This is a genomic window from Telluria antibiotica, assembly GCF_011682055.1.
GTDB lineage: Bacteria > Pseudomonadota > Gammaproteobacteria > Burkholderiales > Burkholderiaceae_D > Telluria > Telluria antibiotica.
In genome coordinates this window covers 121,399-140,074 of record NZ_JAAQOM010000004.1, presented here as the reverse complement: position 1 = coordinate 140,074, position 18,676 = coordinate 121,399, and the positions used below count along the sequence as shown (strand labels likewise).

At 66.7% G+C, this 18,676-nt stretch carries 17 protein-coding genes; 9 read left to right on the top strand and 8 right to left on the bottom strand.

What is annotated here, in order from left to right; translation table 11 throughout:
- Nucleotides 1–60 precede the first annotated feature (60 nt).
- The 6 genes from HAV22_RS08190 to HAV22_RS08165 all read left to right on the top strand — a co-directional run bounded on the left by HAV22_RS08190 (nucleotide 61) and on the right by HAV22_RS08165 (nucleotide 5,835).
- Nucleotides 61–690, top strand: a complete 630-nt coding sequence (locus HAV22_RS08190; RefSeq protein ID WP_229421142.1) for a biliverdin-producing heme oxygenase — start codon at nucleotides 61–63, stop codon at nucleotides 688–690.
- Between the two features lie 75 nt (nucleotides 691–765).
- Nucleotides 766–1,593, top strand: a complete 828-nt coding sequence (locus HAV22_RS08185; RefSeq protein ID WP_166858366.1) for a sterol desaturase family protein — start codon at nucleotides 766–768, stop codon at nucleotides 1,591–1,593.
- 216 nt (nucleotides 1,594–1,809) lie between these two features.
- The gene (locus HAV22_RS08180; protein ID WP_166858363.1) at nucleotides 1,810–2,826 is read left to right on the top strand and encodes an SGNH/GDSL hydrolase family protein; all 1,017 of its coding nucleotides are present in this window, start codon (nucleotides 1,810–1,812) and stop codon (nucleotides 2,824–2,826) included.
- Between the two features lie 9 nt (nucleotides 2,827–2,835).
- Nucleotides 2,836–4,698 carry a carbamoyltransferase family protein gene (locus tag HAV22_RS08175; protein ID WP_166858361.1) on the top strand — a complete coding sequence of 621 codons (1,863 nt, stop codon included), beginning with the start codon at nucleotides 2,836–2,838 and terminating at the stop codon, nucleotides 4,696–4,698.
- On the top strand, nucleotides 4,685–5,041 hold the full coding sequence (locus tag HAV22_RS08170) for a hypothetical protein (protein ID WP_166858359.1): 357 nt from the start codon (nucleotides 4,685–4,687) through the stop codon (nucleotides 5,039–5,041). Before HAV22_RS08175 ends, HAV22_RS08170 begins: the two co-directional genes overlap by 14 nt.
- 56 nt (nucleotides 5,042–5,097) lie before the next feature.
- On the top strand, nucleotides 5,098–5,835 hold the full coding sequence (locus HAV22_RS08165) for a hypothetical protein (RefSeq protein ID WP_166858357.1): 738 nt from the start codon (nucleotides 5,098–5,100) through the stop codon (nucleotides 5,833–5,835).
- 70 nt (nucleotides 5,836–5,905) lie between these two features.
- Here the strand turns inward: HAV22_RS08165 and HAV22_RS08160 are convergent, their stop codons facing one another.
- The 4 genes from HAV22_RS08160 to HAV22_RS08145 form a co-directional block, all read right to left on the bottom strand.
- On the bottom strand, nucleotides 5,906–8,158 hold the full coding sequence (locus tag HAV22_RS08160) for a RelA/SpoT family protein (RefSeq protein WP_166858355.1): 2,253 nt from the start codon (nucleotides 8,156–8,158) through the stop codon (nucleotides 5,906–5,908).
- Nucleotides 8,159–8,285: 127 nt separating this feature from the next.
- Nucleotides 8,286–8,489, bottom strand: coding sequence for a DNA-directed RNA polymerase subunit omega (gene rpoZ, locus HAV22_RS08155; protein ID WP_056443456.1), 204 nt, complete (start codon nucleotides 8,487–8,489; stop codon nucleotides 8,286–8,288).
- A gap of 103 nt (nucleotides 8,490–8,592) precedes the next feature.
- Nucleotides 8,593–9,237: a guanylate kinase gene (gene gmk / locus HAV22_RS08150; protein ID WP_166858354.1), complete on the bottom strand. Its 645-nt coding sequence runs from the start codon at nucleotides 9,235–9,237 to the stop codon at nucleotides 8,593–8,595.
- A gap of 135 nt (nucleotides 9,238–9,372) precedes the next feature.
- Nucleotides 9,373–10,260, bottom strand: a complete 888-nt coding sequence (locus HAV22_RS08145) for a YicC/YloC family endoribonuclease (protein WP_166858353.1) — start codon at nucleotides 10,258–10,260, stop codon at nucleotides 9,373–9,375.
- A gap of 166 nt (nucleotides 10,261–10,426) precedes the next feature.
- Here HAV22_RS08145 and HAV22_RS08140 point away from each other — a divergent pair, with 166 nt between their 5' ends.
- From HAV22_RS08140 to rph, 3 genes are read left to right on the top strand one after another with little or no spacing between them, the layout of a single operon-like run.
- The gene (locus HAV22_RS08140) at nucleotides 10,427–11,419 is read left to right on the top strand and encodes a serine/threonine protein kinase (protein ID WP_166858350.1); all 993 of its coding nucleotides are present in this window, start codon (nucleotides 10,427–10,429) and stop codon (nucleotides 11,417–11,419) included.
- 8 nt (nucleotides 11,420–11,427) lie between these two features.
- Entirely contained in the window at nucleotides 11,428–12,360 is a 933-nt protein-coding gene (locus HAV22_RS08135) for a PP2C family protein-serine/threonine phosphatase (RefSeq protein ID WP_166858348.1), read from the top strand.
- Nucleotides 12,361–12,386: 26 nt separating this feature from the next.
- Nucleotides 12,387–13,121 (top strand): ribonuclease PH, encoded by a 735-nt coding sequence (gene rph / locus HAV22_RS08130; RefSeq protein WP_166858347.1) that lies wholly within the window; start codon nucleotides 12,387–12,389, stop codon nucleotides 13,119–13,121.
- Nucleotides 13,122–13,250: 129 nt separating this feature from the next.
- Here rph and HAV22_RS08125 read toward each other — a convergent pair whose 3' ends face one another.
- From HAV22_RS08125 to HAV22_RS08110, 4 genes are all read right to left on the bottom strand, one after another.
- Complete coding sequence (locus HAV22_RS08125) at nucleotides 13,251–13,835, bottom strand: DUF4337 domain-containing protein (RefSeq protein WP_166858345.1); 585 nt, start codon at nucleotides 13,833–13,835, stop codon at nucleotides 13,251–13,253.
- A gap of 1 nt (nucleotide 13,836) precedes the next feature.
- The gene (locus HAV22_RS08120; protein ID WP_208296113.1) at nucleotides 13,837–15,132 is read right to left on the bottom strand and encodes an ABC transporter ATP-binding protein; all 1,296 of its coding nucleotides are present in this window, start codon (nucleotides 15,130–15,132) and stop codon (nucleotides 13,837–13,839) included.
- A gap of 104 nt (nucleotides 15,133–15,236) precedes the next feature.
- Nucleotides 15,237–16,964, bottom strand: coding sequence for an ABC transporter permease (locus HAV22_RS08115; RefSeq protein WP_166858343.1), 1,728 nt, complete (start codon nucleotides 16,962–16,964; stop codon nucleotides 15,237–15,239).
- A gap of 12 nt (nucleotides 16,965–16,976) precedes the next feature.
- The gene (locus HAV22_RS08110; RefSeq protein ID WP_229421141.1) at nucleotides 16,977–18,302 is read right to left on the bottom strand and encodes a carbohydrate porin; all 1,326 of its coding nucleotides are present in this window, start codon (nucleotides 18,300–18,302) and stop codon (nucleotides 16,977–16,979) included.
- Between the last annotated feature and the right edge of the window lie 374 nt (nucleotides 18,303–18,676).

Sequence of the window (18,676 nt, the reverse complement as noted above, 5' to 3'; positions counted from 1 at the left end):
GGGCGCGCGGCGCGCCGCCGATGCGGCTGATAAGATGGCGGTTTCAGCTTCCCGCATGCCATGAACCGCTCCACCGATGTCGCGTCCGAAGCCGATCCGCTGACCGCCCTGCGCGCAGCCACCGCCAGCCGCCACGCGGCGCTCGACGCCGACCTGCCGATCGGCGCCCCCGACGCCTCCCTGCACGACTACACCGCCCACCTGGCCCTGCTGCGCGCCTGGCTCGCGCCCCTGGAAGCGTGGCTGGACGGTTACGCGGATGGTCCCCAGGTCGACCACGCGGCGCGCCTGGCGCAGATCGACGCCGACCTCGCGGATGCGGGATACACATTCGCGACCACCCCGGCCGGCCCCATCTGGCCCGCGTCGGCGAGCGCCGCCTACCGCTGGGGCGTGCACTACGTGATCGAAGGTTCGCAACTCGGCGGCGCCGTGCTGTACGGCCGCCTCCGCGACCGTCTGGCGCCGCACCCGCTGCGCTACCTGAAAGGCGACGCCGCCGGCCCCGGCCCGCGCTGGCGCGCCTTCATGCAAGCGCTGCGCGCGGGCGTGCGCACATCGGCCGAGATCGCGGACGCGTGCGCCGGGGCATGCGCGGCATTCGACCGCATCCTCGAATTGCACCAACGGCGTTGCGTTGTTCGGGTGCCGGCGCCATCCGGGTCGATCGCCGGGCGTGACAGTCCGTGATTATTCTTGTATTGACATTATGTTACGCTTGGTCATTTCCTTCTAGCACGACATTGTCGATGCGCCCGATGACCGATGACGCCTCCGCATCACTTATCCGCGACTTCTCAATTCCTGCATCAACTGAGGTTCATCGCCATCGTTGAAGCGCAGCGCTACCTGATGTTCGTTGTGTTGGGCTTCGTCGCCCGGGCGTGGTGGCAACGCCGGGCCAGCGCGAACAGGCGCCTGCAGCCCGGGCGCATCGACCGGCAGCAGTTGATGCGCGAGGCTTTGTATTCGACGAGCAGTATTCTCGTGTTCACGCTGATATCGATCGCCATCCTTCTCGTCGCCAGCAAATCGCAGCGCCTGTTCTATGCAAATGTATCGGATTACGGCTGGGCATATCTGATCCTAAGTGTGCCGATCATGATGGCCGTCCAGGACACATATTTTTACTGGACGCACCGGCTCATGCATCATCGCGCGCTGTTCCGGTTCTTTCACCGTACGCATCACCTGTCGACGAATCCGACGCCGTTGACGACGTATTCCATCAATCCGCTGGAAGCGCTGGTCGATTCCGGGGCCGTCGTCATCATCCTGTTTTTCTTGCCCAAGCATATCGTCGCATATCTCGTTTTCAGTTACGTGAACACGGCTTATGCCGTATATGCCCACCTGGGCCATGAAATCCTGCCCGCAAGCTGGGCTACGCATCGGTTCGGGCGCTGGGTCAATACGTCGGTCGCGCACAATATTCACCACGCGCGGGCGCGCTACAACTTCGGCTGGTACTTCCTGTTCTGGGACCGTTTGATGGGCACGCTCGATCCGGACTATGAAGCGCAAATGCGGGCAAGGGCTGTCGCCACGCATGCGCGGCGGCTTGAGCCGTTATTGGATACGATAAAGAAATAGCCTGAGTGCAATTCATTCAAGGTATCTCCTGCTGCTAGTATTTGTTTTATTTCCCATTAAAATGATTTTTCGAGAAAAATATATCGGAAGAAATTGAGTTTCCATTTACGCGGATTTCGATTTCGGCGGAGTGAGTGCCGAGAAAGTTGAGGTGGCATAAAAATCCGCATAATCAAATATCGCATCATCGTTTCGTCCAGCAGCGCATACGAGGAAATGATGAGGCAACTCTACGAATACCACCCGGTCGTCGGTTATCGATATATTCCCGGCCTGAAAGCACGCATTCCGCACGAGGGCGGCGGGTATCTCATGCAGGTCAACGAGCAGGGCTTCCGCGCCGACCGGCCCTTCGCGCACGCGCGCACGCCGGGGCATCGGCGGGTACTCGTGTTCGGCGATTCGTTCACGGCCGGCGACGCCGTGTGCAACCGCCAGCGCTACACCGACCTGCTGGAAGCGCGGCTGGAGGGCGCGGGCGCGCCGCCCGTCGAGTTCTACAACTTCGGCCTGTCGTCGACGGGCACCGACCAGCAATACCTCGTCTGGCGCGAATTCGCCCGCGGCATCGAGCACGACCTCGTCATCATCGCCGTGTTCGTCGAGAACATCCGGCGCGTCGTCGCGCAATTCCGTCCGCACCGCGACGAGCGGGGCGTCGAGCGCCTGTATGCCAAGCCCTACTACGTGCTGGAGAACGACGCGTTACGGCTGTGCCAGGTGCCGCCGCGGCGCGAACCGTACGGGGAGGACGAACTGGACGCGGCGCAGGCCGCGGCCGTCGACCAGGGCGGGCGCTTCTTCATGCTGCGCAAGATGGTCACGAAGCTGGGCATGCGCGACATGATCCAGCACCTCACGCAATACCAGCCGCTGCCGCATTACGACTCGCCCGCCAACCCGGCGTGGCGCCTGCTGCGCGCCATCCTGCTGCACTGGATCCGCGGGCTCGACCGGCCCGTGCTGCTGATGCCGCTGCCGTTGCCGCAGCATCTCGACGAGACGTGCGATGCCGCGCCTTACCAGGCCCGGTTCGCGGAGCTGGCGCACGACGCCGGCTGCCGCCTGCACGACCCCTTGCCCCACCTGCTGCGCATCGCGCCCGACGCGCGCCGCAAGCTGCGCTGGGAACAGGACATCCATTTCACGCCGGCCGGCCACGACGCCCTCGCGCGTTCGCTCGAACCTGTCGTCGCGGCGATGCTTGATGCGCCACTGGCGCGGGCCAGCTGAGGAGGCGCCATGGGCAAGACCATTCTCGGCATCGCCGGCTATTACCATGACGCCGCGGCCGCGCTCGTGCGGGACGGCGAGATCGTCGCGGCCGCGCAGGAAGAGCGTTTCACGCGCCGCAAGCACGACCCGTCGTTCCCGGCCAACGCCATCAATTACTGCCTCGAGGAGGGCTTCGTCGACGCCGCCGACCTCGATGCGATCGTCTTCTACGACAATCCGTTGCTGACGTTCGACCGCGTCGTGCAGAACGCCTGCGCCGGCGCGAGCCGTGGCGATGCGGACGGCGCGCGCGACCTGTTCGTGCAGGCCGCCGGGGCCGTGTTGGGCGACAAGATCTGGGTGAACGAACACGTCCGCCAGACGCTGGGCACGTTGGGGCGCGCCGGCCGCGTGCTGTTCGCCGAGCACCATATGGCGCACGCGGCCAGCGCCTTCTACCCGTCGCCGTTCGACAGCGCCGCCGTGCTGACGATCGACGGCGTCGGCGAATGGGCCACGACGACGCTGGGTGTCGGCCACGGCCGCAAGCTCGAGCTGTTCGCCGAGATCGATTACCCGCATTCGCTCGGCCTGCTGTACAGCGCCATCACGAGCTTCTGCGGCTTCAAGGTGAATTCCGGCGAGTACAAGCTGATGGGGCTGGCGCCTTATGGCCGTCCTCGCTACGCCGGGCGCATCCGCGAACACCTGATCGACGTCCGCGCCGACGGCTCGTATCGGCTGGACATGGCCTATTTCGGCTGGCTGGACGGGATGACGATGCCGGGGCCGCGCTTCGCCGAGCTGTTCGACGGTCCGGCCCGTGTGCCCGAAACGCCCATCACGCGGCGCGAGATGGACCTCGCGGCCAGCATCCAGCAGGTGACGGAGGAGATCGTAATCAAGACGGCGCGCCACCTGCGCCGCCTGAGCGGGGAGCGCCATCTCGTGCTGGCGGGCGGCGTGGCGCTGAACTGCGTCGCCAACGGCAAGCTGGCCGCGGCCGGCATCTTCGACGACATCTGGATCCAGCCGGCCGCCGGCGATGCGGGCGGGGCGCTCGGCGCGGCGCTGCTCGCACATCACATGGCGTACGAAGCGCCGCGCCGGCGCGTCCCGGGAGCGGGCGATGCGCAGCACGGCAGCTACCTGGGGCCGCGTTATTCGAGCGAAGAAATCGTCGCCTTCCTCGAGCGCAAGGGCTATCCGTACCGGCGGATCGCCGACCGTGGCGAGCGGCTTGGCCTTGTGGCCGAAGCGCTCGCGGCGGGCCGGATCGTCGGCTGGCTGTCGGGGCGGATGGAGTACGGGCCGCGGGCGCTCGGCGCCCGTTCGATCCTCGGCGACCCGCGCAATCCGCGCACGCAGGCGACGATGAACCTCAAGATCAAGTTCCGCGAATCGTTCCGCCCGTTCGCGCCCGCCGTGCTGCGCGAGCGCTGCCGCGAGTATTTCGACGTCGACGGAGACAGTCCCTACATGCTGATGGTGGCCCCGGTGAACGCCATGCGCCGGCTGCCGATGGACATGCAGGCGTTCGAGGCCGGCGACGACGACATGATGGCCCTCATCAACCAGCCGCGCAGCGACGTCCCGGCCGTCACGCACGTCGATTATTCGGCGCGCATCCAGACCGTCGACCGCGACAGCCACCCTGAGTTCCGTGCCCTGATCGAGGCGTTCGAACGGCTGACCGGATGTCCGCTGCTCGTGAACACGTCGTTCAATGTGCGCGGCGAACCGATCGTGTGCAGTCCGCAGGACGCTTACCGTTGCTTCATGCGGACGGAGATGGACATGCTGGTGCTGGAAGACGTCGTGCTGTGGCGCCGCGACCAGCCGCCTCTGCCGGATGACGAAGACTGGAGGAAGACCTATGAGCTCGATTGACGACGGCGCGCTGCGGGCGCTGGCGGCGCCCCTGTTCGACGCCCTGATCGCTGGCACGGGGCAAGGGGAGGTGCCGTTCCCGCTGGGCCCGAATCCGCGCCTGGCCACTTATTACGCCCAGCGCACGCGCACGACGATGGGCCTCGACGATTTCCTCGCCCCGTCGTGCCTGGATGCGGGCGAGTTCGGCGCGCGTCTGGCGACGCACTGGCGCGCGCACGGGCATCCCGAGCTGGCCGCGCTCGCGCCGCAGGTGGCCGACGCCGCGCGCGCCCTGCACGCGCTGTACGTGGCGGCGCGGCCGGAGGCAGCGCTGTCGCCGTATGTCTACCAGATGTTCTAGGTGCGCCATGAGTGCCGGACATCGCTGCCGTTTGATTCCTTCCGAGTGAGGCCGGCATGGGGAATCTCGACGCGGACGTGGCCGTCGTGGCGGTCGCGTGCTCCCTGCCGCCCGGCTTCGTCGCCGTGCCGGCCACGACGCTGCCCTGCGGCGTCACCGTGCCCGCCTTCGCGGCGTCACGCTGGCTCGCGGCGCGCGGGCCCGACGGCGACGTCGTGTTGAGTGCAACGGCGCCGCCGTGGGTGCACATCGGCTACCACGCCGCGCGCGCAGCGTGCGCGCGCGCGGGGTACGGGCTGCTGACGGAACTGCAGGCGCTGGCCATCGCGCACGATCTCGCGGGCCAGGCCGCCAACTGGAGCGGCGGCGCCGTCGGAGTGGGGCGGATGTTCCAGGGCCTGCACCTGGGCAGCGTCGACGCGGCCCAGCCGGCCTGCGTCGTGCCGGCCGAACCGCTGGAACGGCGCTGGCATGCGCTGTCGAACGGCGAGCGCATCCACGACGTCGCGGGCAACGCGTTCAGCTGGGTATTCGATGACGTGCAGGGCGATGCGGAGGGTGTCGTCGCGCGCTGTTTCGCGCCCGGTTCGCCGACGCTGGCGACGGCGCCGGGTGCATCGATGCAGCAGGGGCTCGGCTGGTGGCCGCATGCCGGACGCAGCTGGTGGGGCAGGGCGCTGGCGCGCGGCGGGAGCTGGTCGTCGCGGGATGGGGCCGGTGTCTTCACGGTCGTCGATGAACGGCCGCAGGCGGAGCTGGCCTACGTCGGGTTCCGGTGCACGCTGGCGCTGTGAAGAGGAGGCGTCGCGGTGGGAATGGTGAGCGCGTGATTGATGACACGGCATCAATCACGCACCGTCGCGCTTACGCCCGTTCGCGCTCGACGCGGTTGACGCCGGCGACACGGCGCAGGTTGCGGATCAGGTGCGCCAGGTGCACGCGATCCTTGACCTGGATCGTGAAGCGCAGCTGGGTCATCATGTGTTCGTCGTCCTCGTCCATGCCGACGTAGGTGATGTTCGCGTCCGATTCGCCGATCTCGGCGGCAACGCGCGCCAGGATGCCTTTTTCGTTGTTGATCAGGAGGCGGATGCGGCAGTCGAAGCGGCGGTTCAGTTCCGTGCCCCACTGGGCCGGAATCCAGCGGTCCGGTTCCTTCAGGCGCAGGCGGTTCGCTTGCGAGCAGTCGGCCGTGTGCACGACGAGCCCCTGGTCGCGGCGCAGCTGGCCGATGATGTGGTCGCCCGGGATCGGCAGGCAGCACGGCGCCAGCTGGACCGCAACGCCTTCGCTGCCGTAGATCGTCACGGGGTCGAGCTCGCTGCCATTGCTCGGCTGGGCCGGCACGGAGGCGACGTCGCCGCCCAGCAGGCTCACGATGTGCCGCGCCACGAGGGCGGGCATGCGCTTGCCGATGCCGATGTCGGCATACACCTCGTCCATCGACTTCGCGGACGATTCGGCCAGCAGCCGGTCGATGGTCGACGGGGCCAGCTCGGGCTTGATGCCCAACTGTCCGAGCGCCTGGCTCAATAGTTCCTGGCCCAGCTCGACGGATTCGTTCAGGTTGATGGTGCGCAGGTGGTGGCGGATCGCCGAGCGCGCCTTGCCCGTGCGGACGAAGCTCAGCCACGTGGGGCTGGGGCGCGAGTCGGGGTCGGTCTCGATCTCGACGATGTCGCCGTTGCGCAGTTCCGTGCGCAGCGAAGCGGGCTCGTGGTTGATCTTGACGGCCACCGTGTGGTCGCCGATGCCCGTGTGGATGCTGTAGGCGAAGTCGAGCGGCGTCGCCCCGCGCGGCAGGGCGATGATCTTCGACTTCGGCGTGAACACGTAGACGGAGTCGGGGAACAGGTCGACCTTCACGTGCTCGAGGAATTCGGCGGAATCGCCCGTCTGCTGCTGGATGTCGAGCAGCGACTGCAGCCACGCGTGCGTGCGCTGCTGCAGGTCCGTCATGTTCTGGTCGCCCGTCTTGTACAACCAGTGCGCGGCCACGCCGGACTCCGCCGTGCGGTGCATGTCCTGCGTGCGGATCTGGAATTCGACCGGGGTGCCGTACGGGCCGATCAGGGTGGTGTGCAGCGACTGGTAGCCGTTGATCTTGCGGATCGCGATGTAGTCCTTGAACTTGCCGGGCATGGGCTTATACAGCGCATGCAGCGAGCCGAGCGCCACGTAACAGTTCGGCACGGTGTCGACGACGACGCGGAAGCCGTACACGTCCAGCACTTGCGAGAACGACAGGTGCTTGCTGCGCATCTTCTTGTAGATGCCGAACAGGGTCTTTTCGCGGCCGTAGACTTCGGCGGGCAGGCCGGCCGTGGCCAGCTGGGTCTTGACCGCGTCGAGGATCTTCTTGACCACTTCGCGGCGGTTGCCGCGCGCCGACTTGATCGCCTTCGACAGCGTGCGGTAGCGCAGCGGATACAGGTGCGAGAACGACAGGTCCTGCAGTTCGCGGTAGATGTCGTTCAGGCCGAGGCGGTGCGCGATCGGGACGTAGACTTCCATCGTCTCGCTTGCGATGCGGCGTTTCTTGGCCGGGGCCATCACGCCCAGCGTGCGCATATTGTGCAGGCGGTCGGCCAGCTTGATCAGGATGACGCGCACGTCGGACGCCATCGCCAGGAGCATCTTGCGGAAGTTCTCAGCCTGCGCTTCGACGACGCTCTGGAACTCGATCTTCTCCAGCTTCGACAGGCCGTCGACGAGGTCGGCGACCTGCGGCCCGAAGCGCTCGAGCAGCTCTTCCTTCTTGACGTCCTGGTCCTCGATCACATCGTGCAGCAGCGCGGCCATGATGGCCTGCGCGTCCAGCTTCCAGTCGGCGCAGATCTCGGCGACGGCGATCGGGTGCGAAATGTACGGCTCGCCCGACTTGCGGACCTGGCCGAGGTGCATCTCGTCCGAGAAGCGGTAGGCTTCCTTGACGCGCTTGAGTTCGACGGGAGTGAGGTATTCGGCCAGCTTGGTGGCCAGATGGGTGATCGACGCGACGCCCGGAGCGGGGGCCGGTTCGGCTTCCTGCGGTTTGTTGGCGGGCCGGCCGGGCCGGCTCGCCTTGTTGTTGTTGTTGGTGCCCGAGTGGACGGAATCCGGTGAGGATAAGCTCATACGTAAAGACAATCAGCCGCAGTATGGAAACAGCATAACAGAATCACGGGCTGGGATCAGTTGGGGTCGGAGCCCACCCGATAAATTCGGGCTCCGACCCCAAGAACGTACTCTGGCACCGCCCGACTTACATCGGGACTTTTTTCAGCATTTCCAGACCGACTTTGCCAGCTGCGATTTCACGCAGCGCGACGACGGTCGGCTTGTCCTTGGCTTCGACTTTCGGGGTGTGGCCTTGCAGCAGTTGGCGCGCGCGGTACGTAGCGGCCAGGGTCAGCTGAAAACGGTTCGGGATGTTTTTCAGGCAATCTTCGATGGTGATGCGGGCCATATTCAATACTCCGGGAAGTTTACATATTCGGGGTCAGAGCCCGAATTTCTCGGTTGGGCTCTGACCCCGACTGATCAAATAATTACGAGCCGTAGCGGGACGGTCAGGACTGCTGTTGAACGTGGATTCCCAGTTGGGCAAACAGCGAGGCGTTGCGAGCGGCCTGTTGGGCGAAGCGCGAACGTGTCGCTTTGACAATCGCCTGCAGCTCGGACAGGGCGACGTTGAACTCTTCGTTGATGATAGCATACTCGAACTCGGGAGCGTGAGCGATCTCGCCCCCCGCAGCTAGCAGGCGTCGCGTGATGATGTGCGGCTCGTCGGTGCCGCGCTTGTGCAGGCGCTCTTCCAATGCCGCGATCGACGGCGGCAAAATGAAAATGCCGGCCGCGTCCGGGAACTGTTTTTTCACCTGGCGCGCGCCCTGCCAGTCGATTTCCAGCAGGATGTCGGTGCCCGTCTTCATTTCCTGTTCGACCGTCAGGCGGCTCGTGCCGTAGTAATTGCCATGCACCTCGGCCCATTCCAGGAATTCGCCGCGGTCGGCGCGGGCGACGAAATCCTCGGCGGTCGTGAAGTGGTATTCGCGGCCGTCCTGTTCGCCCGGGCGCGGCGGACGCGTCGTGGTCGAGATCGACAGCTTGATGCCCGGTTCCTGTGCCAGCAGCGCATTGACCAGGGTCGACTTGCCGGCGCCGGACGGGGCGGCGACGACGAACAGGCTGCCGGAGAAAGCGGAGGTGAGCATGGTGGGTTCCTTTATTACGTGTAAATCATGATGTTCAAATCCGCGTGGGCACGGGGTGCCCACCCTACGAAATCGCGGTAGGGTGGACACCCCGTGCCCACGCGTGACGCATGCACGCCCGCGGCGTGCTCGCGCTTATTCGAGATTCTGTACCTGTTCGCGCATCTGCTCAATGAGCAGCTTGAGCTCCATCGACGCATCGGCCAGCTCCTTGACCGAGGCCTTGGCGCCCAGCGTATTCGCTTCGCGGTTCAGTTCCTGCATCATGAAGTCGAGGCGTTTGCCGACCTGGCCGCCCTTTTTGAGGATGTGGCGGGTCTCGTTCAGGTGCGCCGTCAGGCGCGACAATTCTTCCGAGACGTCGATGCGGATGCCGTACAGCGTGACTTCCTGGCGGATCCGTTCGAACACTTCCTGGCGCGTGAGGACTTGCGGATTGCCGTGCCCGGCCAGGCCCAGCGCGTCCTGCATGCGCTCGATGGCCTTTTGCTGGAACTGGGCGATGACTTGCGGGATCAACGGGGTGATGCGCTTGACGATGGCTTCCATGGCCTCGATGCGCGAGACCAGCATCGCTTCCAGCGCCGCGCCTTCGCGCTTGCGGCTGTCGACGAAGGCGGCAATCGTTTTCGCGGCGAGCGCGGCGACGTCGGCCTGCAGCGATTCCTGGCCGATCTGCGCTTCCTCGATCACGCCCGGCCAGCGCAGCAGCTCCGCCACCGTCATCAGCGGCGCGGACACGAAGTGGCGCGTGACTTCGCCCTGCAGCCGCGCGAGGTCGGCGAGGAGGGTATGGTTCAGGGCCTGGGAGCCGGTCGTGGCCTTGCGGCCGAACGACAGCCTGACCTCGACCTTGCCGCGGGTGATGGCGGCCATGATGGCGGAGCGCAGGTCCGGTTCAAGCGCGCGCAAATCGTCGTTGATGCGGAACTGCAGGTCGAGGAAGCGCGAATTGACGCTCTTGATCTCGATCGTCAGCGTGCCGGCAGCGCCTTCGCTTGTGGCGACCGCATAACCTGTCATGCTAGAAATGCTCAATGGAGTCCCCGATTTCCGGAATCTGCAAGGCCCCCGACGCGGCGCGGTGCGGATGGCGCCGCGCGCTGTGGTTTTGCGAGATTCCCTTATTCTTTACAAAGCGGTGATTTATCCACACAATCGCCGTGTTTAGCAAGGAATACTTTCCCAAATGGCTGCCCAGAATAATGCTCCCCTGCCCGACGGGCTGGAAATTGGCGGATATCGCATTGTAAAGAAAATTGCGTCCGGCGGGTTCAGTATTGTTTATCTGGCATATGACGGCGACGGCAATGCCGTCGCGATCAAGGAGTACCTGCCCAGCGCCCTCGCGCTGCGCCCGCCGGGCGAGCTGGCACCCGTGATTCCGAAGGCGAACCTGCCCATTTTCCGGATCGGCTTGAAGTGTTTTTTCGAGGAGGGGCGCGCACTGGCGCGCATCGTCCATCCGAACGTCGTACGTGTGTTAAATTTCTTCCGTGCTAACGACACGGTCTATATGGTGATGGCCTACGAATCCGGGCACTCGCTGCAGGAATACGCGGCGCGCCTCGTCGCGAAAGGCAGCCGCGCGGGCGAGCCGTTCACCCGGCAGGTCTTCAACGGCGTCTGCGCGGGCCTGCGCGAAGTCCACGCGAACAAGCTGCTGCACCTCGACCTGAAGCCTGCCAACATCTACCTGCGCACGGACGGCTCGCCCATGCTGCTCGACTTCGGCGCGGCGCGCCAGACCATCCAGACGGACGCGCCCACGCTGGCGCCCATGTACACGCCCGGCTTCGCGGCGCCCGAGCTGTACGCGAAAGGCAGCGCGCTCGGGCCGTGGACGGACATCTACAGCATCGGCGCCTCCATGTTCGCCTGCATGGCGGGCGCACCGCCGCAACCGGCCGACCAGCGCCGCGCGGCGGACACGATGGAGCAGCAATTCGCGCAGCTCGACGGCGCGTACACGCCCGGGCTCGTGGCGATGGTGAAGGCGTGCCTCGCCCTCGACCCGCTGGCACGGCCGCAGAGCGTGTTCGCCGTGCAGAAGGCGCTGCAGGCGGGCCTGTCCGCGGCACCTGCCGCAGCCGGCGACGCGCAGGACCCCGTGGCGGAGGCGCCGGCATCGGGCTGGCGTGGCTTCGTCGAACGCATCGGCTTCGGCCGTGGACGCGCCTGAGGACAGCCATGCAATTTTCCGTCTACCAGCAAAGCCATATCGGCGGCCGCAAGATCAACCAGGATCGCATGGGCTATCTGTACACGCGCGAGGCGCTCCTGCTCGTGCTGGCGGACGGCATGGGCGGCCACCTGCGCGGCGAGATCGCGGCCACGATTGCGCTCCAGAGCATCGCCACGCGCTTCAAGGCGCAGGCCACGCCGTACGTGCGCAAGCCCGAGCGCTTCCTCGAGGAAGCCCTGCAGCAGGCCCACGCCGACATCCTGCAGTACACGCGCGACCACGCGATGCCGGACAGTCCGCGCACGACGATCGTCGCCTGCCTCGTGCAGCACAACGCCGCCGTCTGGGCCCACTGCGGCGATTCGCGCCTGTACTGGCTGCGCCGCGGCCAGGTCGTCGGGCGCACGCGCGACCACTCGCACATCGAATACCTGATCGCGAAAGGCCAGGCCGATGCGAGCGAGCGCGCCACGCACCCGGACCGCAACAAGCTGTACAACTGCCTCGGTGCGTCGACGCCGCCGAAGGTCGAGGTGGCGCGCGGCGCGAGCCTGGAGCCGGGCGACGTGCTGCTGCTGTGCTCCGATGGCCTGTGGTCCATGCTGCCCGACGAGCAGATCGCGCAGCGCCTGGCCGCGACGAGCATCGTGCAGGCCATTCCGGAGATGGTCGCGACGGCGACCGCCATCGCCGGCAGCCGCGGCGACAACACGACCGCGCTCGCGATCCAGTGGCAGGGCGCGGGCACGCCGGCCAGCGCCGCCGATCCGAGCGTCGTGTCGACGCAGATGGTGCCGGACGGCGAAGTCACGAGCCGCATCGATGCGCCGGCTGCCGCCGCCCCCGGGCCGGACGACCCGTTCGACGAAGACGACATCGAAAAGGCGATCGCCGAGATCCGCGACGCGATCGAGAAGTCGTCGCAGGTCCTCAAGTAGTCACACACTCACCACCAAGGAGATTCATGATTCAACCGATCCGCCACAGCGGCCGCGCCGTCGACCAGTTGCGCGCCATCCGCATCACCCGCCAGTACACGAAGCACGCGGAAGGCTCCGTGCTGATCGAATGCGGCGACACGAAGGTGATCTGCACCGCCAGCATCGAGGAAAAAGTGCCCGGCTTCCTGAAGGGAAAAGGGCAGGGCTGGCTGACGGCGGAATACGGCATGCTGCCGCGCTCCACGCACACGCGCATGGATCGCGAGGCGGCACGCGGCAAGCAGTCGGGCCGCACGCAGGAAATCCAGCGCCTGATCGGCCGTTCGCTGCGCGCCGCGTTCGACCTGGAAGCGTTCGGCGAACGCACGCTGCACCTCGACTGCGACGTGATCCAGGCCGACGGCGGCACGCGCACGGCGTCGATCACGGGCGCGATGGTCGCGGCCTACGACGCGTTTTCGAAGCTCGTGACGGCGGGGCTCGTGCCGGCCGTGCCGGTGAAGCATTTCGTGGCCGCGATCTCGGTCGGCGTCGTGGGCGGCGTGCCGGTGCTGGACCTGGATTACATCGAGGATTCCGGCTGCGATACGGACATGAACGTGGTCATGACGGAGGCCGGGCACTTCGTCGAAGTGCAGGGTACGGCGGAAGGCGAGGCGTTCGATCGGGACGGGATGGATCGGTTGCTCGACCTGGCGGAGCAGGGTATCCAGGAGTTGGTGGGCCTGCAGAAGCAGGCGCTGGGCCTGGTGGCGTAACGTACGCGGCGTGCGACGTACGGTTACCTGCGCCGATCGTAGGGTGGGCACCCCGTGCCCACGCGGACGTTTGCGATATGTTGGCGTTACGCGTGGGCACAGGGGTGCCCACCCTGCGGTTGTAACGACTTACGAAAGTAATCCGGTCAACCAGCTCGGATGAAACGGCAACCCGAACAACCCTGCCACGCCGTAAAACACGCCCAGCGCCGTCGGCACCAGCGCCGCGAGATACAGCCAGCGCTGGCGCGTGAGCGTGGTCACCGCCAGCAGCGACAGCGCGAGCGCCAGCGCCGCGTCGGACAGGTCGAACTGGTCGTCGCGGTAGTTCAGCGCGTCGTACGTCGCCTGGTCCTGCTTCGCCTGCGCCAGCACGTCGCCCTTCTTCTGCGCCTGGTCGTGCTCCAGTTTTTCCAGCTCGGCGATCGCGGTGGCGTAGCCAGGCTGTTCGTTCGCAGGGCGCGACGCCGCGGCGAGGCGCAGCTGCAGCAGGGTCGTATGCGCCTGTTCCTGGCGCAGGTTGCGCGCCTGGTAGAAGGACCAGTGGTCGATCTTGTCGGCCTGCGCCTGCTGCATCGCCTGCACGATGTTGTCGTCCTTGATCTTGCAGACGCCCATGAACGACGCCAGCAGCGCCACCGTCAGCGCGACCTTGCGATCGAGCTTGTTGTCGCCCGAAGGCGGCACGTCGTCGAGAATCTCGTTCGGTTCCATCTCACTCCTTCGCGTTGCCCGTGCCCGGCAGTTTCAGGCGGCCCGTGTGATAGTCGTATTCGTACAATTCGCCGTAGCGGCCCCATTCGATCGCCACTTCCAGCATGCGCTTGGCCTGGTCCGCTTCCAGCGTGTCTTCCAACAGGTCGATGAACGGATCTTCCGGCAGCGCGCCGCCCGGCTCGTCCTCGAGCTGGCGGCGGATGCGCGCCGCGAGCGGCACGTTCTTCAACAACTGCTGGCCGAACAGCGCCTGGCGCAGCGCCTGGTCGGCCTGGACGTAGCGCCGGCCCAGGCTGGTGAGCGCGATGTCGCCCCGTTCCACGTGCGCGAGACCGAGCAGGCCCAGTGCCTCGTAGGTGGGAAACAGTTCCTCGTCCGGCAGCTCCGTGTCTTCCGACAGCTGCGGCAGGTCGGCGCGGCCGTCGTACGGCGCGCCGGCCAGCAGTTCCAGCACGCTCTCCATGCGGCCCACGTCCGTGTCAGGCACGCGGTAGTCGATGGCGGCCGCACGCGCCGTCGCGGGCGTGGCGGCGGGGCGCATCGTCATCAGGCCGTAGACCTCGTCGATGAGCGCGCGCACTTCCGGCGCGTCGGCATTGCGCGGGCGCGGCAGGTCGATGCGGATCTCGTGGCGCACGCGCCCCGGATCGCTCGAGAAGATGATGATGCGGTCGGCCATCATGACGGCCTCCTCGATGTTGTGCGAGACGATCAGGATGCCGCGCGTGGGAATGCGCTTGCCGTCCCACAGGTCGAGGATGTCGCCGCGCAGCGTCTCGCCCGTCAGCACGTCGAGCGCGGAGAAGGCTTCGTCCATCAGCAGCACGTCCGGGTGCGTGACGAGCGCGCGCGCGATGCCCACGCGCTGGCGCATGCCGCCCGACAGCTCGCGCGGCAGCGCGCTGCCGAAGCCGGACAGGCCGATCAGGTCGAGCATCGCGTCGGCCCGCTCGCGCCGCGCGGCCGGGGCCACGCCCTGCGCTTCCAGGCCGAGCTCCACGTTCTGCTGCACCGTCAGCCACGGGAACAGCGCGAACGACTGGAACACCATCGCGACGCCGGACAGCGGCCCGCGGATCGGGCGTCCGCGGTATTCGACCTTGCCCGCGTCGGCCGGTATCAGGCCCGCGACGATGCGCAGCAACGTCGATTTGCCGGAGCCGGACTTGCCGAGCAGGGCGACGATCTCGCCGTCGGACAGCGTGAAGTCGACGCCTTCCAGCACCGTGCGCGGCGCGCCGTCGGCGCTGCGGAAGGCTTTTTTCACATTTTTCAGTTCAACCAGGTTTTCCATGATCGGTCCAATTTGGCTTGGTGGGCACGGGGTGCCCACACTACGGTATTCGATTCAACGGTGACGATATGCGGTCGGGGGGCACCCCGTGCCCACCAAGCGTATCAACGACCGCGGTCCTCGGCCAGCAGGTACAGCCGGCGCCAGAAGAAGCGGTTCAGCAGCATGACGAACACGCACATCACGCCGATGCCCAGCGCGATGCGGTGGAAGTCGCCCGCGTCCGTCATCTGCTTGATGTAGCTGCCCAGGCCATCGGCCACGAGCGACGTCTTGCCCCACGTGACGTATTCGGCCACGATGCTCGCGTTCCACGAGCCGCCGCTCGCCGTGATCGCGCCCGTCACGAAGCTGGGGAACACCGCGGGCAGGTACACGCGCTTCCATTTCAGCCAGCCCGTGAGGCCCAGGTTGTCGGCGGCGAGGCGCAACTCGTTCGGCAACGTGGACGCACCGGCGACCACGTTGAACAGGATGTACCACTGGGTGCCGAACACCATCAATGGGCTGAGCCAGATGTTCGGGTTCAGGTGCAGGTGCACGAGCGCGTACACGACGATAGGAAACATCAGGTTCACGGGGAACGCGGCGAGGAATTGCGCGAGTGCCTGCACGGCTTGCGCGTAGCGCGGGCGCAGGCCGATCCATACGGCGGCGGGAACCCACACGAGCGACGCGAGGCCGATCAGCAGCATCACGCGCACGAGCGTGATGCAGCCGAGGCCCACGACGCGCAGCGCTTCGCCCCAGCCCACCTGCGCGTGGATGAACAGGATGAAGCGCCACGCGCCCAGCAGCGCGAGCACGAGGACGATCCGGTCGATCGCGCGCGTGGACAGCGTGAAGCGCGCGGGCCGCGGCGCCACGTCGGCGAGTTCGCGCGTGCCGAACCAGCCGAGCGTGCGGGCGAGGGCCCCCCACATGCGGTCGGTGAGGGCGCGGATCCACACGCTGCGGCGGCCCCAGTCCAGCACCCACGATTGCTGCGCGTGTTCGCCCTGCGATTCCTCGAAACGGAATTTATCGGCCCACGCAAGCAGCGGACGGAAGAACAACTGGTCGTACAGCAGGATGCCGGCGAACATGGCGGCGATCGCCCACGCGATGGCGCTGCCTTGTTTCTGTTCGATGGCGACGGCGATGTAGGCGCCGATGCCGGGCAGCTTGATGTCCTGGCCCGCCACCGAGATCGCCTCCGCGGCGACGAGGAAGAACCAGCCGCCGGACATCGACATCATCATGTTCCACAGCAGCGCCGGCATCGCGTACGGCAGTTCCAGGCGCCAGAAGCGCTGCCACGGCGACAGCCGGAACACGCGCGCCGCTTCCGCCAGTTCGGGCGGGATCGTCTTCATCGACTGGTACAGGCTGAACGCCATGTTCCACGCCTGCGACGTGAAAATCGCGAACACGGCGGCGCACTCGACACCCAGCAGGTTGCCGGGGAAGAGGGCGATGAACGGGGCGATGGCGATGGCCTGGAATCCCAGGATCGGCACCGACTGCAGCACGTCCAGCAGGGGCACCATGATCTTCTCGGCGCTCTTCCAGCGCGTGGCGACGACGGCGAACGCGAACGTGAACAGCAATGCGGCACCCATTGCGCTGAACATGCGCAGGATCGTGCGCAGCAGGTAGTAGGGCAGGTAGGCCGGGTCGAGCGAGATCGGCGTCGGCTGGCCCAGCACGAACGGGCGCGCCATCTGCATCGCGCCGTACGCGGCCAGCGCCAGCACGACGAGGACGAGCGGCAGCAGCGCCCAGTCCCAGCGGTTCGGGGTCGTCGTGAGGAACGAGCGGCCGGTGCGGCCCGGTGTGAACAGTTCGAACATGGCTCGTCTCCGTCAGTATTGCCCGTGCAGGCGCAGGCCGAACACGTCCACCGGTCCGCGCGCGCCGTTGTACGCCGGGTTCGCGACGTGCTGCCAGTCCAGCGACAGCGCGGCATGCTCGCCCAGCCCAACCTTGTAATAGGCCTCGGCGATCCGCTCGGGATGGTAGTCCAGGCGGCCGTCGCCGATGAACGCGCCCACGCCGCCGGCCGCGAGGTAGTCGCGGTGCGCCTGCGTCAGGCCATTGCGCACCACGGCAGCGCCCAGCGTGTCGCCCGCGCGGCCCCAGCTCGCGCCCTGCAGCGTGACGCCGGCGGACAGCGACCGCTCGATCTCGGCGAACGCATACGTCTCCGACTGCCCGTCGTTGCGGCTCGCGCGCGCGAACACGGCGGCATTCTCTCCCAGCGCCTGGTCGAGGTTCACGCCGAAGCCCGTCTTGCCGCGCTCGCGCCGCACATCGGCCACCGATGGTGCCGTGCCCGGTGTCGCGGCCGCCAGCGCGTCACGGAAGCCGCCCATCCGCATGCGGTCGTGGAATGCGAGCAGGCGCACCGTGCCCGCCTGGCCCAGCCACGCATGGCGATGTTCCAGTTCCACCTGGTCGCCATAATGCCGGAAGATCCGGGTATCGAGCGCGAGGCCGTTCGACTCGGCCGGCATGATGAAGCGGCCTGCGCGCACGGCCCAGTCGCCGTCGTAGTACTCGAGCGCCGCGCCCCACGTGTAGCCGCGCGCGTCGGCGGCGAAGTCCCACGCGCCGTGCGCCAGCAGCGCCCAGTTGAGGAACTGGCTGCGGGCGTCGTGCGCCTGGCTGTTGTTGTCGAAGATGTCGGACACGGCCAGGTTGCCGGCCGTGAGCACGACGCGGCGCGCAGCCACGCTTCCCGCCAGCTGGTTCATGTCGGACGCGACGGCCTGGCGGTCGCCGCCGAGCTCCCAGGTCTGGCGCAGGAACAGGCGGGCGCGGTAGACCGTGGGCGTCAGCCCGCTCGTCTTCTGCTGCTCGCCATTGGTCATGCCGCCCAGTCCGTGCAGGCCGGACATGGGTTTGCCCTGCACGACTTCGGGGTCGAAGTAGAGTTCGGCGCCCTGCCACGGCCGCAGGCCGAAAGCGGCGGTGGCGCTGAACGAATAGCCCGTCTCGCGCCACGGCGCGAGGCTGGCGGGGCCGCTGTACGCGGCGTCGAAGGCGGGCTTGGCCTGCCACACGTACGTGGCCTGGACGTGCGCATTCCAGGCTTCCTGCTCGGGCAGGTCGCCGGCACGGGCGCAAGTGGCCATCAGGGCCGCCGGCAGCAGCCAGGCGGCGAGAACAACATCGGAACAACGAAACATCGGTATCTCCGTCGGTGAACGGCATACCTTTCATTCGCGCTTGAAGCAGGATTCGTTTGTCGTGGAATGCGATGTCCCGGCGAGCGGGACGCGGATACCATCATTCGCCCGAGGCGAGATGACGGCAGGAGGAAGGACCTGCGTTATCTTGCCGGGGCCGGACCGGCGTTCAGCCGGCAACAACTGCCACTCGAACAAGTGCCCATGAAAGGGACTCCATGAAATGAAAACGGTCGGATTCTACGTGGCCGTCCTTTCTAGCGTCAAGGAAATATCCGGGCGCATCGGTCGACATCGTGGCTGCGGAATGTTGCACCGCGATGACATTCGGCAAGGACGCAGGAAAGGTCTACGCGCGCGCGAAACGCGCGGCG